The sequence below is a fragment of the Vibrio plantisponsor genome, from assembly GCF_013041605.1.
GTDB classification, from domain to species: domain Bacteria; phylum Pseudomonadota; class Gammaproteobacteria; order Enterobacterales; family Vibrionaceae; genus Vibrio; species Vibrio plantisponsor.
This window is the reverse complement of sequence record NZ_JABEQC010000003.1, coordinates 228,673-243,957: the sequence shown is the minus strand read 5'-3', so window position 1 is coordinate 243,957 and position 15,285 is coordinate 228,673. Positions and strand designations below refer to the sequence as shown.

Sequence of the window (15,285 nt, the reverse complement as noted above, 5' to 3'; positions counted from 1 at the left end):
TATGGACTTTTCACTGATTATTGAAAGCCTTCCAATTTACTTTCAAGGCTTATGGACAACAGTATGGTTAGTGTCTCTCTCTCTGATCATCGGCATATGTATTGCGATTCCTTTAGCTATCGCACGTAACAGTAAAAACTATGCGCTGAACTTGCCTTCTTGGGGCTACATCTATTTCTTCCGTGGTACGCCATTACTGGTTCAGTTGTATCTGATTTACTACGGTATGGATCAGTTCTTCCCTGTAAAAGGAACCCTTTGGGAAAATGCATGGTTCTGTGCTTTGGTGGCGTTCATTCTCAACACTTCCGCCTACACCGCAGAGATTGTGCGTGGTGCAATTAATGGCCTACCAAAAGGCGAAGTGGAAGCGGCTAAAGCTTATGGTATGAGTGTATTCCAAACTTATCGCCGTATTATTCTGCCAAGTGCGCTTCGTCGTGCATTACCAGCTTACAGTAACGAAGTGATTTTTATGATCCACGGCAGCGCAGTAGCTGGTATTGTAACCATTATGGATTTAACAGGTGCTGCTCGTTTGGTGAATTCACGCTACTACGCACCATTTGAATCGTTCTTAACAGCGGGTCTGTTCTATATGAGCTTAACCTTCATTGTACTTTGGTGCTTTAAAGGTGCTGAAAAACGTTTCTTGCGCTATTTGCGTCCACTTAGCTAACGTTTCTGAACAACTACATTTGCGGTTTAGACATGAAATAAACAAAGCCCCTGAGTAGGGGCTTTGTCATATTAGGAAAGAGACATAACTGGGATGGCTAGTTGAATACCGACCAGATAGGTGCGTGGTCAGAAGGTTTGTCGATGCCGCGAAGTTCATAGTCGATATCCGCCTCAACACATTTTTGAGCCAGCGATGGTGTAGCCAAAATGACATCAATACGGAGACCTCTGTTGTCATCAAAGCCGCGAGAACGGTAATCAAACCACGAGAACTTATCATTAACGCTTGGGTTAAGTTTACGGAATGTATCTTCGAAGCCCCAATCGGTGAGCGCTTTTAGCCACTCGCGTTCTTCTGGTTGGAATGAACATTTACCCGTTTGTAGCCAACGCTTGCGGTTTGCTTCGCCAATGCCGATATCTGAATCGATAGGACTGATGTTAATGTCACCCATAACAATAAGCTGCTCATCATTACTGTGGTGTTCAGTTAAGTACGTCATTAAATCTTTATAAAACTGGCGCTTGTATGGGTACTTAACTTCATGTCCGACGTTGTCGCCTTGCGGGAAGTAACCGTTAAGAACAGTCACTTTTTCACCGTTGTCATCCAAGAATGTCGCCATGATCATACGCTTTTGATGATCTTCGTTGTCGGTAGGAAAACCTTTCTTAACTTCAATCGGTTCTTTCTTACAGAGCATAGCCACACCGTAATGCGCCTTTTGCCCGTGAAAGTAGACGTGATAACCCATGGCTTCGACATCTTCGATAGGGAAGGCTTCATCGTGAACTTTGATTTCTTGCAAGCCGATAACATCAGGTTGATGTTTATCAATTAGTGCTTTGAGTTGGTGAAGTCTTGCTCGTAACCCATTGATGTTAAAGCTAATAACTTTCATTGGTTAGTCCTTAATTTAATGTTTATTAAGTCGTTACTAATTGAATTGATTACATAAAAAGGTAACAACGAACCAGAGTGATGTTACCACTTCGCATGAACAGAACAAACCGAAGAACTCGCTCAAACTGAATGTGTCCGAAAATGGTGAGTTTTGTGTCAGATTTGTATTGATATATCGATAGATTGTGGTCTAATTTCTAGCTATCTCATTCGATTATATGAGTTTAAACGCTAGCATAAGGATGTTGTATGCGAACACTATCAGTTCAGTGGAAAATTACACTGCTGGCAGGTTTTTGCCTGCTCGTAACCTCGTTATCTCTTATCGGGTTCTCGGTTTACAATGCTGTGACTAATCAGCAGGTCATTAAAAATCAGAGCGCTGAATCCGTTATCAATAAGTCTCAACAATTACTTAAAACCCGCGCTCAGTTAAATTCTACTGAAATATCGGAATATCTCAGTGAAGCGATTTATCGTGCAGAAATGCTCTCTTCAACGGCTTTATTCCTCAAGAAAAACTCGGAAGACAACTTCGGTGAAAGTGAAGCGCTACGTACAGCACTTAACGAAATGGTTCGCAAATCCGTACTAGATTTCCCAACCATCGAAGGCGCTTACCTAGTATTCAAACCTAACGCTCTCGATTCTGAAGACAGTAACTATGTAAATGCCGATTATGTTGGTTCCAACGATATCGGACGTTTTGCTCCGTATTGGCGATCTGCCGATGATGGCCAGAATGCAGTGAATGAAGTTTTAACTGAGAAACAGCTGTCTGATAACGAAAATAGCGAGCGTTTTAGCTGCCCGATTAATGACGGAAACGCTTGTGTCACTTCTCCACGATTAATTAGCCAAGGAACAGAGCAGTTTTTGGCAACTTCTATTTCAGTTCCAATCGTGGTTGATGAGGAAGTAATTGGCTTTTACGGAATCGATTTAAAATTAGATCCTTTATTAGTTATCGCGAAAGACTCTGATAGCAGCTTATTTAATGGTGAAGGCAAAATTTTCATTATCAGTTTGGATGGAACTCTTATCGCCAGCGACGACCAAGCTCTGGCTATTGGACAACCATTTGGCGGCTCAAGCGTTTCTAAAGACAAGGTTTCAAGTCTGCTGTCTGGTAAAAAAGTTGAATCATTGTGGAGTGAAGACGGGCAATGGATGACGGTGTTTGCACCGATTACCGTTGCTAATCAGACTTGGGGCGTGATATTCGAGATGCCCCGTAGTAGCGTACTGAAAGATGCAGATGAACTTGATAGCGTTATTACTGCGCAAGTAGAAAGTGGCGTAAAAGTAGAATTGCTTGCAGGTTTATTATTTGCTGTTCTAGGGTTAACGGTGATTGCTTACACAGCATCACGCATAGTGAAACCTATTCGCGAAGTCGTAATACGTTTGAATGACATTGCTGATGGCGAAGGCGACTTAACTCAGCGTTTAGATGTTCAATCGCAAGATGAAATTGGTCAGTTGGCTCACGGGTTCAATAAGTTCCTCGATAAACTGCAATCCACAATAAGGCAAGTGATTGAAACCACACATTCTGTTGCGGACACCACTGAGCAGGCAAAGATCACCGCAGGTGAGACAAGACGTAGCAGTGAAGCGCAGTTTAGAGAAGTCGACCTTGTTGCGACTGCCTCTGAAGAGATGACGCAAACAGCGAGCTTGGTTGTCCACAACGCAGAAAATGCGGTACACGCAGCAGAGCAAGCAAATGAGTCCGCCCGTATCGGGCAGGAAGTGATTAAAACTTCGGAAGCTGAGATGCTTAACTTGGTCAATACCATGAACCGCGCTGTACCAATTGTTGAAGATCTTGCGCGTAACAACGTCAATATCACCGATATTCTTGAGGTGATTGAAGGTATTTCAGAACAGACGAACTTACTCGCACTCAATGCTGCTATTGAAGCAGCTCGAGCAGGAGAGCAAGGAAGAGGCTTTGCAGTGGTTGCAGATGAAGTTCGCAACCTAGCCAGTCGCACACAGGCGTCGGTTGGTGAAATCCGAACAGTGATTGAGAAAGTTGAAAAAGGCACCCGTGATGTGGTGAACGCTATTCAAGAAGGCAACAGTTTGGCGAATGGAACGGCGTCGCATGTACAGCAAGCGGTATCTGAGCTGAACAAGATTTTCGATGCTATCTCAGCGATTAACGATATGAATTCTCAGATTGTGAAAGCCGCAGAAGAACAGCAAACGGTTTCCGCTGAAGTGAATCAAAACGTAGCGAATATTCGAGATTTGAGTGCTCAAATATTAGAGCAGGCTGGGGAATCTGAAGCTGTGGGCGCAGAAATTAGCTCGCTTTCAAAACAGCAGCAAGCATTGGTAAATCAGTTTAAAGTGAGTTGATAGCTACTAAGTGGTTTGTTTTAATAAAAAAGAGCGCTAATTAAGCGCTCTTTTCCTTTTCTAACTTAGCCTGAAAATCGGATTTAACGATTTCTAACGCTGCGAGAGCAACTTTGGTGTCGACGTTATTGGATTCCAGAAGATAAATAAGATCAACGGCAAGTTTGATTTCATCCGGAGCATTTTCTAAAGAGGAACTGGTGTCGTTCATTTATTGATTCTTCTCTCTAAAGGTAATCTGTTTTTCAATTTTTGTTTTTGCTTCCTGACAGCGTTTAAGCCTCTGTTCCGCTGCGAGCAACGCTTGCTGAGCACTTGTTTTATCAGTTCCAAACGAACCCTCAACTGCCATTTGCTTATCTTGAACAAGGAGCATCAGTCTTCGCTCCCAGTCTTGATGCTGAGCAAGATCCTGATACAAATCGCTGATAGGCTTTCTTGTGTCTCTGTAATGCTTAGGTTCTTTCTTACGAATAGCTTGGGTCGACATTTCGCGCTGAATCGCGCCAATCTGCGCAAGCAGACGCTCTGTAAGATATTCTGCCCGAGGTTGAGTCAGCTTTCCCGATTTTTGCTCTCGGAGAATAGAATTCAATGTGCTCTCTGTTTCTATAACACACGGAGTCAAAAGCTTACCGTGACAATGAAACAAGGTGTCATCAAACAAAGGGCGGTAGTGTTCACCTCGAGTTCGGTCAATCAGTGCAGCAGTTGATTTAAGTTCTTCAATGATCGAATTTAATCTGGATAAGTCTTTCATAGCGTCACAAACCAAGCATCATAAGCAAGTTTTACCGCAAGTATACTGACTACGGTGACAAATACAGGGCGAATGAATTTAGCACCAAAACGAATCGCGGAATGTGCTCCGACAAAAGCGCCAGCCATCAAACAAACGCCCATGGTTAAACCGAGTACCCAGTCAATATGGCCTAAAATCGCGAAGGTGATCAACGACGTCAGGTTGCTGGTGAAATTCATTGCTTTAGCTAAACCCGATGCCAACAGGATGTTTAAGCGATAAAGCGCCATGGAACTCACTGTCCAGAATGCCCCCGTTCCTGGGCCAGCTAGGCCATCGTAAAACCCTAAGCCAAAACCTTGTAGATATTGCTTAGTATTGAATTTCTTACATCCCGCAGGCATTTCATTTTGTACCGTTGTAGGGGCCTTGTGCCAAACGGTATAAATTGCAGCGGCAAGAATGATTAACGGAAGCACCTTTTGTAACCAGTCGGTGCTGATAGCATCAACGACAAGGGTACCCACAGTTGCACCGATTAGCGTCATCACGAACGCACGCAGCCAATACTTCGGCTTAAAGAGCTTCTTTCGGTAATAAGTAAATGCAGCTGTGGAGGATGCAAAAGTCGCTGCAAGTTTATTTGTACCTAGCGCAATATGTGGAGGCAATCCTAAAGACAGCAATGTAGGGACAGTTAGCATGCCACCACCACCGGCAACAGCGTCTATAAATCCAGCAATAAAAGCCACTAAAGCCAACACGACCAACATGGTTGGTTCGACAAGTTCAATCAAAAATACGTTCCTGATTTCTATTTTTTAAGTGATAAGTAGGGGAGGATAAACCCAAACTATTGGGGCTGCAGTCAAGCAGCAAGCGAATGAGACCTCATGAACATAGTTTACTTTTTCTTTAATGATAGTGATTGGCGCGAATAAACAGCGGCAATTCCCTTGTGGTATAAGGCAACAAGGGAACTAGCACGTCTATTAATGCTCGATGGTTCGTTTAAACGGAGGAAGGGAGTCCAACAACGCCTTTCCGTATCGTTTTGACACCACTCTGCGATCAAGTATCACGACTCTACCAGAATCCTGCTCTTTACGCAGCAAGCGTCCCACAGATTGAATCAGCTTTTTACTTGCTTCTGGTACCGATATTTGTAAAAACGGATTCCCACCACGATGCTCAATATATTCAGCGTGTGCCTGCTCTACAGGTGAAGTTGGAACAGCAAACGGTATCTTGGTAATAATCAGGTTTTCTAATAAGTCTCCAGGTAAGTCTAATCCTTCCGAAAAACTTCCCGTACCAAATAACACGCTTGTTTTACCACACTGAACGAGCATTTTATGTTTTTTTAGAATTTCCCCGCGAGATTTTTCACCTTGAATCTGAAGTGTCCAACCCTTTTGAGTGATGGTTGAGGACAACTTTTCCGCGACTTCTTTCATCTGCCAATAAGAAGCAAACAAAACAAGGTTGGCTTTATCAGCAACTAGATACTCATTTACTTTATCGGCGAGATAAGGAGTAAAATCTTTCGCTGGTGGTTCAAGTTTCATTGCAGGAACCAACAGTTCTCCCTGTTCTATGTAGTTAAATGGTGATGCCAGAGAGAGAAATTGAACACCATCTTCAGGTTTCTCACTAATACCTGCTTGGCGGCAGAAAAAACTGAACGAGTTGAGAGCGCGTAATGTTGCGGATACCAGAATAGCACCGATACAACGGCTCCAAATTTGTTGATCAAGCTGCCAACCGATTTCTAAAGGAGAAACATGAACGGTAAAGTCGCCTTCACGTTCAGTATGGGTTTGTAACCAACGAGCGAGCGGAGCGCCTTTTTCTCGTTTAGGTTCAGCCATTAGGTTCCATACTTGGTATAAATTGTCTAAACGTTGAATATAAAAACCCAGCTCAGTCAGAGCAGGTTCAGCTAAGCGAGAAGCCAGTTCTCCTTCCTTTACTTTTTCTGCTATCAAATCTGCAATTTTCGCAACACTTTGATTAGCCTTCTGGCTTTGGCGTTTTAGATGCTTTGATTCTTCTTCCAGCCACTGAGGCAAATCGCCGTGCTCAAAGCGATAAATGTTGTCTTCAAAAGAAGCGGGATCAAAGCGCTGGGTCAGTTGGCTTAATCCCGGAATTAACTCTTGGATTGCGGTTTGTGCTTCATCTAAAAAGCGAGATGCCCGTTTTGCTTCAGCGAGATTGCTCAATTTAGGTAAAGAGCGGTTGAGACTTTCAAGCCAAGAGGAGGCCCCTTTTAACGAAGTTGCGGCTGAAGCGTGATCCCTAGCAACATGAGGAAGGTGGTGTGCTTCGTCGAAGATATAAATTGTATTTTCAGGCTCAGGTAAGATTACACCGCCACCCAACTCAGCATCTGCCATCACTAAACTGTGGTTTGCAATAATCACATCCGCTTTATCGAGTTCTGAACGTGCTTTTTGGAATGGACAGTGTCTGTGTGCAGGAAAACTGCCATTACAGCTATGTTTGTCGCTGACAATAGAATTCCAGATTTCGTCACTGATCGTTTTAGGCCAGGAATCTCTGTCTCCGTCCCATTTTCCTCTATTAAAGGCGTCATACATGGTTTCCAACATGTTTACGTCAGCAGCCTTGGGCTTGGTTTCAAACATTGCGAGTTGAGCACCATCTGTGCCTGAAGCTGCGGCCAACTTCTCAGCACAGCAATAGCGTTGGCGACCTTTAGCAATAATAAAAGTAAAAGTTTGGTCAGTGATTCGTCTATATAGAGGTAAATCTTTATGAATCAACTGTTCTTGCAATGCAACCGTGGCGGTGGATACCACAACTTTACGATTATTGGAGATCGCGACAGGAATCACTCCCATTAGATAGGCGAGTGATTTACCAATTCCGGTGCCAGCTTCGGCAACCATCATTCGGCTCGACTTGTGATAACTACCACACAATGTCTTTGCAATTTCTGCAACAAGAAAGTTTTGTGCTCTGCGAGGAACGAAATTATCGAGCTGATTTTGCAGGTTTTGGTAACTACTGCGGATCGATTGTTGGATTTTTTTTGTAAGCATAACGAGCCCTGCGTGACGGGAATCGCATGTTAGCACAGTTTACAAATCCTACGTAGCTCACGAATTTGCATCATTTTAAAAGGAATGTAGATCTTCTTCACAAAAAAAAACTGAACCTTCAGGAACTTAAATTTAATTCATGAAATAAAAAATATAAAACTTAACAATATTGCTGATGAGTTTATTTAATTCTGTGTTTCTAATTTTTATAATTACCTATCAGTATAAAATTCTAATTTGCTTGTTTGTGAAACGTTTACATTTTTATGAATATTTCAATACATACTGTTCGATAAATGTGCATTTTTTAGATTAACTTAATGAATTTTAAGGAATTTATTTATTTTTATGCGACCAATTTAGAGTATTTGACACGCAGGATATTCTTTTGCAATCTAAACCTCGAAATTTAGTGGCGGTAGGAACTAACCGAAGAGTTGGTCACTACCATCAAAAATAAAAGGGAACCGGACAAGGATTTCCCAAATTTAAGAAAAGGCAGTGGATTACTATGAAAAAGACTCTATTAGCACTAGCTGTATTTGCAGCAGCAGGTTCAGCACAAGCTATCGAACTTTACAACCAAGATGGCGTTACAGTTCAGCTTAAAGGTGATATTGAAGTTCGTTACAAAAAGACAACTGATAAAGAAGACAACCTAAAGCAAGAGATCGATGATGCTGATATCGGTTTTGACACTCGTTACCAAGTGAATGATGACTTCCAAATCGGTGGTTACATCGAATATTCTGGTGACTCAAGTGACCGTACTCAAGGTACTGTAGCTAATGGTAATACTTACGTTGGTTTCTACTCTAATACTTTCGGTAGCCTAAAATTTGGTAAGCTTGACACTGTAATGGATGATGCAGGTATCGGTAACGATTACATGTTCGGTATCAGCTCTTTCTTCGGCGATGACTTAGATTTTGGCGGTGAAGAAGCTGTTCGTTACGACTACGATGCTGGTGCATTCTACTTCAGCCTTGGTTACAACCAAGATGAGTACAACAATCATGTTTATAACCGCGATAGCTACTTCGATGCTAAAGTTGGTGCTCGTGTAGCAGGTTTTGATTTTACTGTATTCCACGGCCAAGCTGATGTGGATGGTGCTTCAGTAGCAGGTACTGATGATATTTCTTTAACTGGTGTTGAAGTTCGTTACGGTGGTATCGAGAATCTAAACCTTGAATTCGGTTACTACGCAACAGATTTAGGTTACGGTGACGAAGGTGATACATTCGGTGTAGCAGCTGATTACACTATGGATGCTTGGTCTTTCTCTTTTGGTGTTAGTAACACTGACTTTGACTTAGCTTCTGAAGAAGACTTCACTGCATGGTTTGTAAACGCTGGTTACGGCATCGCTCCTAACACTACTCTATACGCAGAAATCGGTGGTACTGATGAAGACAATACTGAGACAGCTTACGGTTTCGGTGTTAAGGCATTCTTCTAATCATTTAACTAGTATTTAGTTTACTGATTTAATAAAGCCACCCAATTGGGTGGCTTTAATTTATTTATGATCTTTTATGGAAGATAGTTGTATGAAAAATTTGTTGTCGCTAGCCCTCTCAATTATCACCTTCTCCGTACATTCTGCTGTTTTAATACCAGAACAAGGAGTTTCTGTTTTGTTTATAGATGGTGTAGCAACAGAATCATCAATTGGTAATCAAACCATAAATTCAGGAACTGTGGACATTATCGTCCGTATGGATAAAGAGTTAGGTAGGGGTAATTCGGCTAAAGCTTATACTTCTCCACCATATGTATTGAAACTAAATGTTACTGGGGAAGAAGTGAAAATTTTGCTTCCTCAAGCACGTAGTGTTCAAGAAGCTGAAAAAGCGTTTCGTGATAATGAACCTAAGTGGACAATACTTCAAGATGGCAAAGAGGCAGCATATCAGCAAGAGATTCTCCCTCCTAAGGAAGGTTTGTTTCCGTATTTAGGTATGAATACTTTAGTTTCTGACTATTACAAGAAGAAAAACAAAGACGTTACAGCAGAGCAAGCAGTTGTTTCTCTTGCTCCAGGCATCAACACAACATCTGCCACTTCTAATCTAGTCCAACTTAAAGCATGGTACCTAAAATCATCAACCGAAGAGCGTAAAGCTTTCCGCCGTTGGATGATTGATCAAGAGTAATTTAAAACGCCAGTCGAAGACTGGCGTTTGCTTTTGTGCTGTTGATTAAACAACTAAGGCTTTAGCGTTAACCACAACATTTTTTATACTTTTTCCCACTACCACAGATACAAGGATCGTTTCGTCCAAGTTTGAGAGTTTGGTTGTGCTGGGGGAACTCACCATCAATGTAGAACCACAAGCCGTCTTCTTTTACAAAACGTGAACGCTCTTCTAGGCATAGCTCTTTACCTTGTTCTTCTATAAAAGCTTTAAAGTGAACATAGCCTTCATTTTCAGTTGAGCCGTTGTCACTTTTTATCACTTGCAAACGCTTCCAATTGCTATTCACTGAGTCCGCGATTGCTTCTCTATCTGTCTCTGCATTGCAGGATGGGTGATAAGTACTGACGATAAAATCCACTAAACCAACGACGTGTGCACTGTAGCGAGCCCTCATTAGCTGTTCTGGCGTTTTAGCTTTGTGGTGGTCGTTATGGATAGGTTGGCAGCATTCCGAATAGGATTGTGTATTTCCGCAGTAGCAACTAGTCATTAGGTATTGGATATAAAAATGGCTTCAAAAAGTGAAGCCAAGTTTAGGGATGTGCGGAGGGAAAGTCTATATATCGACTTGCAGTAGATCTGCGCTCCACTGAAGAGCTTCATCATAACACTGACTTAATACTTCATCGCTTAGTTCTAAACTGATTCCCAACTCAGAAACTTGTTCCCAATCTGCGTGCTCATAGGCATTTGACAGTGATAAAATTTTACCTAATGCACCTTCACCTTTGGTTAACGCCAGTTTCACCGCTTCATCGATGGGAATGAGTTCAACGATACTTTCTAGAGGCTGATCTAACAGACAGTCGAGCAACGAAAACATTCCGGTAAGGAACGCAAGATCTGCATCACTACGTTGTCCGCTTTTGCACCACGCCAATTGACAAAAACGCGCGCGTTGAATGGAAAGACCATAGAGATAGTTGGGCTTAGAGCTGTCAGTTGATGCAATAGCCACTAGCGAAATAAACTGTCTTAGGCGTTTTTCACCTAAATACACCAGCGCTTGCTTAAATGACTGAATCTTTGAGCTAACGATAGCTGAAGAATTAACAAAAGTGAGCAGCTTATAGGATAGCGAGAGATCTCGTGCTATCAAGGATTCTAATTCCTTGTAGTCTATCTCTTCTTTCGCAATCTCTTTACACAGCTGAACTATGGTTAAAAACGATGGCTGCAAAGCTTTGCGTTGGATGAGCTCGGGCTTACTAAAGAAATAACCTTGAAAATAGTCAAACCCAGCCTTTTTAGCTTGCTCAAATTCATCATAGGTTTCAACTTTCTCGGCTAAAAACTTAATTTTTGAACCTCGCAGTTTACTGATGAATAGACCCGCTTTTGCGATAGGGACGATGCGAATATCAAATTTGATGAAAGAGACATAAGGTAAAAAAGGCTGCCATTCTTTACTTGGTACAAAGTCATCTAGCGCGATTCTATAACCTTGTTTAGCCATCTTTTTAATCGCGTCTAAAAGCTCTGATGTAGGCTCACAATCTTCTAGAACTTCAACCACTAAACTGTCTGACGGGAAGAGCGTAGGGACAAGGTTCACTAAGCTCTGATAAGGGAAGTTTACAAAGCCGACGTGATTACCCAGTGTCTGATAATGGGTCGAAAGGAAATGATCCGACAGTAGTCTGCTGGTTGCTTTATCAGGATCTATTTCTGGAAAAGTGTTTTTTGGCCCGTCTCTGAATAGCAGTTCATAACCGAAAGTTTTTCGGTCACTATCTAATATAGGCTGTCTAGCGATATATGAGTACTTCAAGGCTTTACCCTAACTCCATTTTTGGTGTGCCAATTATATCAATATAAAATCGATTTATTGTGCACATACTCAAATCCCTCTGCAACATCGATCACCAATTTCATGATGTAAATCTTTTGTTTTGCAGTTCATATCCATGGTCTGAATAAACAAGTATAGAACCTTGTGTGTACCAATCACCTAAAACAATACGAGTCTTTTCTTCACCTGATATTGAAATCTTATGGATGTTTGGGCGATGAGTATGTCCGTGAATCATGGAATTTACCTGATGCTTTTCCATCACCGCCAAAACTTCGCCGGGGGTCACATCCATAATAGACATTGATTTGTTGCTTTTATCGCTGCTGGTATCCGATTGGATCTTTCTTACAATTCGAGTTTTGATAAAGAAAGGTAGGCGATTGAAAACCCACTGCAACCACGGCTTATGCACTTTCTCTCGGAAGGCTAAATAGCGTACGTCTTCTGTGCATAATGTATCACCATGAAGTACCACGACTTTTTCACCGTAAAGATCAACAACCTGTTCTTCTTCGAGTAGAGTGACGCCAGTTTGTTTTGCAAATCTCTTTCCAACAAGAAAATCACGGTTGCCGTGTGAGAAGAATACTGGAACGCCTTTGCTAACTAGTGTTTTAAATTCGCTTTTAATCTGCTCGGCAAAGTTGGTCGGGTCATCATCCCCAATCCAAAAATCGAAAAGATCACCCAGTACATAGAGTGCGTCTGCCTTAATGGCGTCTTCACGCATAAAAGAGATAAAACAATTGGTAATATCTGGGCGCTTAGGGGTGAGGTGGAGGTCTGAAATAAATAATGTATGCATAGGAAGAGAATTTTATGTTGAGTGATAGACAGTGGAGCGCATTTCGCGCTCCACTTTAAAGATTACTCTTCGATAGTTGTGCCAGTGATGACAACATCTTCTAGTGGTACGTCTTGGTGCATACCGTAAGAGCCAGTGCTTACACCTTTAATTTTGTTTACTACATCCATGCCTTCTACAACTTCAGCAAAAACACAGTAGCCCCAACCATCTAGGCTTTCTGAACGGAAGTCTAGGAATGTGTTGTTGTTTACGTTGATGAAGAATTGAGAACTTGCAGAGTGTGGTTCCATAGTACGAGCCATTGCAAGCGTGCCAACTTTGTTGCTTAGGCCGTTGTTTGCTTCGTTACGGATAGGTGCGCGAGTCTCTTTTTCACGTAGACCAGAAGTCATACCGCCACCTTGGATCATGAAGCCGTCGATAACACGGTGGAAAAGAGTGTTGTCGTAGAAACCGTCACGGCAGTACTGTAAAAAGTTTGCGCTAGTTTCTGGCGCTTGCTCTGCATTCAGCTGAACTTTAATGTCACCAAAGTTTGTATGAAGGGTGATCATGTGCATTACCTTTGCTTGTTTTGTATGAGTATTGGATTTTAGCTTAACTTTTTGCTCATTCAAAACATCAAATGGATGACCTAGCGATAACAGAGTTGTTATACTGCACAACTATTTTGGTTTTAACGGTAATTAGATAGAGATCATGCTGAAAATATATAACTCACTAACAAAACAGAAAGAGGAATTTAAACCCATTACTGCTGGTAAAGTCGGCATGTATGTCTGTGGAGTGACCATATATGATCTTTGTCATATCGGACATGGCCGTACATTCGTTTCATTTGATGTGGTTGCCCGTTACCTTCGTTACTTGGGTTACGATTTAACATTCGTTCGTAATATCACTGACATCGATGACAAAATCATTAAGCGTGCCTCTGAGAATAAAGAGTCATGTGATTCACTGACTGAACGCCTGATTCAAGAAATGTATACAGACTTTGATGCGCTAAACATCAAACGCCCTGATATTGAACCTCGTGCAACGGCTTATATCCAAGAAATCATTGAACTGGTTGAACGTTTAATTGAGCGTGGCTTTGCTTATGTTGCTGACAACGGTGACGTGATGTTCGAAGTAGGCAAGTATGATGAATACGGCAAATTGTCTCGCCAAGATCTAGACCAACTGCAAGCTGGTGCTCGTGTTGATATCGAAACAGCAAAACGTAGCCCATTAGACTTTGTACTTTGGAAAATGTCGAAGCCGGGAGAACCGACTTGGGAATCGCCATGGGGACCGGGTCGTCCAGGTTGGCATATTGAGTGTTCAGCAATGAACTCTTCAATCTTAGGTAATCATTTCGATATTCACGGTGGTGGTTCTGACCTTATGTTCCCACACCATGAAAATGAAATTGCACAGTCTTGTTGTGCGCACGGTACTCAATATGTAAATACGTGGATGCACAGTGGCATGGTAATGGTAGACAGAGAAAAAATGTCAAAATCACTAGGCAACTTCTTCACCATTCGTGATGTATTGAACCACTACGACCAAGAAACTGTACGCTACTTCTTGATGTCGGGTCATTACCGTAGCCAGCTGAACTACAGCGAAGAGAACCTGAACCAATCGCGTGCTTCTCTTGAGCGTTTATATACTGCACTTCGTGGTTTAGATATGAACGCAGCCGCGGCGGGTGGTGAAGAGTATGTTAGCCGCTTTACAGCTGCGATGAATGACGACTTCAATACACCTGAAGCTTATTCTGTGCTGTTTGATATGGCTCGCGAAGTGAACCGTCTTAAGAACGAAGATATCGCGCATGCAAGTGCTCTTGGCGCATTAATGCGTGAACTTGCTGATGTGATTGGTATTTTGTACCAAGACCCAGAAGTATTCCTAAAAGGCGGTCAAGGTGACGATGATGAAGCTGCAGAAATTGAAGCTTTGATTAAGTTACGTAATGACTCTCGCGCTGCGAAAGATTGGGCAAATGCGGATTTAGCTCGCGACAAGTTAAACGAAATGGGTATCGTTCTAGAAGACGGTCCAGCAGGAACAACTTGGCGTCGTAAATAATTCGTTTTAGGTTTTAGATTGTGGGCGTAAGCCCACTTTCTTTATCTAGATTATTGTCCTTTTCTAGACTCTTTTTAAGTTATTCAAATTTTAAAATGGCACTGAATGTCGATTATTTTAGGGATTGACCCCGGCTCCCGCATAACGGGCTATGGCGTAATCAAACAACAAGGCAGACACCTCTATTATTTAGGTAGTGGCTGCATTCGCACCTCAGAGAAAGATCTTCCCACGCGCCTAAAGCAAATCTATGCAGGTGTCACCGAAATCATTACTCAGTTTCAACCGGATGTATTTGCTATCGAGCAAGTATTTATGGCGAAGAACGCTGACTCTGCACTCAAGCTAGGGCAGGCAAGAGGTAGTGCTATTGTTGCAGCGGTAAACGCAGACCTTCCGGTTTACGAGTATGCAGCACGTCTAATCAAACAAGCGGTTGTCGGCACTGGTGGTGCAGATAAATCCCAAGTTCAGCATATGGTTCAACAGATGTTGAAGTTACCTGCAAAGCCACAAGCGGATGCAGCCGATGCGCTGGGAGTTGCTATTTGTCATGCCAATACCAATAAAACATTGATAGCTCTGGCTGGTAAAGCGACAGGTGCCAGAAAAGGGCGATACAGATAGGTTT

At 42.3% G+C, this 15,285-nt stretch carries 15 protein-coding genes; 6 read left to right on the top strand and 9 right to left on the bottom strand.

Annotation, left to right across the window (positions count from 1 at the left end; genetic code table 11):
• Window position 1: 1 nt before the first annotated feature.
• Window positions 2-679, top strand: coding sequence for an ABC transporter permease (locus HKI82_RS06555; protein WP_042486663.1), 678 nt, complete (start codon window positions 2-4; stop codon window positions 677-679).
• Between the two features lie 97 nt (window positions 680-776).
• On the opposite strand, the gene xthA is transcribed toward HKI82_RS06555, so the two are convergent.
• A complete protein-coding gene (gene xthA / locus HKI82_RS06550) occupies window positions 777-1,583 on the bottom strand; it encodes an exodeoxyribonuclease III (RefSeq protein ID WP_171137536.1) in 807 nt (268 codons plus the stop codon).
• Window positions 1,584-1,834: 251 nt separating this feature from the next.
• On the opposite strand from xthA, the gene HKI82_RS06545 reads away from it, so the two are divergent.
• Window positions 1,835-3,955, top strand: coding sequence for a methyl-accepting chemotaxis protein (locus HKI82_RS06545; RefSeq protein ID WP_171137535.1), 2,121 nt, complete (start codon window positions 1,835-1,837; stop codon window positions 3,953-3,955).
• Between the two features lie 40 nt (window positions 3,956-3,995).
• Here the strand turns inward: HKI82_RS06545 and rsmS are convergent, their stop codons facing one another.
• The 4 genes from rsmS to dinG all read right to left on the bottom strand — a co-directional run bounded on the left by rsmS (window position 3,996) and on the right by dinG (window position 7,765).
• Window positions 3,996-4,166, bottom strand: a complete 171-nt coding sequence (rsmS, locus tag HKI82_RS06540) for a pleiotropic regulatory protein RsmS (protein WP_102940639.1) — start codon at window positions 4,164-4,166, stop codon at window positions 3,996-3,998.
• Window positions 4,167-4,715 (bottom strand): primosomal replication protein, encoded by a 549-nt coding sequence (locus tag HKI82_RS06535; RefSeq protein ID WP_171137534.1) that lies wholly within the window; start codon window positions 4,713-4,715, stop codon window positions 4,167-4,169. It abuts the gene before it with no gap.
• A complete protein-coding gene (locus tag HKI82_RS06530; RefSeq protein ID WP_102940703.1) occupies window positions 4,712-5,491 on the bottom strand; it encodes a TSUP family transporter in 780 nt (259 codons plus the stop codon). Before HKI82_RS06530 ends, HKI82_RS06535 begins: the two co-directional genes overlap by 4 nt.
• 198 nt (window positions 5,492-5,689) lie before the next feature.
• Window positions 5,690-7,765: an ATP-dependent DNA helicase DinG gene (gene dinG, locus HKI82_RS06525; protein ID WP_171137533.1), complete on the bottom strand. Its 2,076-nt coding sequence runs from the start codon at window positions 7,763-7,765 to the stop codon at window positions 5,690-5,692.
• A 511-nt stretch (window positions 7,766-8,276) separates the two neighbouring features.
• Between dinG and HKI82_RS06520 the strand changes: the two genes are divergently transcribed.
• Window positions 8,277-9,227: a porin gene (locus tag HKI82_RS06520; RefSeq protein ID WP_171137532.1), complete on the top strand. Its 951-nt coding sequence runs from the start codon at window positions 8,277-8,279 to the stop codon at window positions 9,225-9,227.
• Between the two features lie 91 nt (window positions 9,228-9,318).
• Window positions 9,319-9,924 (top strand): DUF2057 family protein, encoded by a 606-nt coding sequence (locus tag HKI82_RS06515; RefSeq protein ID WP_171137531.1) that lies wholly within the window; start codon window positions 9,319-9,321, stop codon window positions 9,922-9,924.
• 67 nt (window positions 9,925-9,991) lie between these two features.
• On the opposite strand, the gene HKI82_RS06510 is transcribed toward HKI82_RS06515, so the two are convergent.
• From HKI82_RS06510 to HKI82_RS06495, 4 genes are all read right to left on the bottom strand, one after another.
• Window positions 9,992-10,459 carry a YchJ family protein gene (locus HKI82_RS06510; RefSeq protein ID WP_171137530.1) on the bottom strand — a complete coding sequence of 156 codons (468 nt, stop codon included), beginning with the start codon at window positions 10,457-10,459 and terminating at the stop codon, window positions 9,992-9,994.
• A gap of 66 nt (window positions 10,460-10,525) precedes the next feature.
• Entirely contained in the window at window positions 10,526-11,740 is a 1,215-nt protein-coding gene (locus tag HKI82_RS06505; RefSeq protein WP_171137529.1) for an EAL and HDOD domain-containing protein, read from the bottom strand.
• Window positions 11,741-11,840: 100 nt separating this feature from the next.
• Window positions 11,841-12,569, bottom strand: coding sequence for a UDP-2,3-diacylglucosamine diphosphatase (gene lpxH / locus HKI82_RS06500; RefSeq protein ID WP_102940632.1), 729 nt, complete (start codon window positions 12,567-12,569; stop codon window positions 11,841-11,843).
• Window positions 12,570-12,631: 62 nt separating this feature from the next.
• On the bottom strand, window positions 12,632-13,126 hold the full coding sequence (locus tag HKI82_RS06495) for a peptidylprolyl isomerase (RefSeq protein ID WP_171137528.1): 495 nt from the start codon (window positions 13,124-13,126) through the stop codon (window positions 12,632-12,634).
• Window positions 13,127-13,271: 145 nt separating this feature from the next.
• Here HKI82_RS06495 and cysS point away from each other — a divergent pair, with 145 nt between their 5' ends.
• Together cysS and ruvC are read left to right on the top strand one after the other, a co-directional pair.
• On the top strand, window positions 13,272-14,654 hold the full coding sequence (gene cysS / locus HKI82_RS06490) for a cysteine--tRNA ligase (protein ID WP_171137527.1): 1,383 nt from the start codon (window positions 13,272-13,274) through the stop codon (window positions 14,652-14,654).
• Between the two features lie 105 nt (window positions 14,655-14,759).
• Window positions 14,760-15,281, top strand: a complete 522-nt coding sequence (gene ruvC / locus HKI82_RS06485; protein WP_042486630.1) for a crossover junction endodeoxyribonuclease RuvC — start codon at window positions 14,760-14,762, stop codon at window positions 15,279-15,281.
• The last annotated feature ends 4 nt before the right edge of the window (window positions 15,282-15,285 follow it).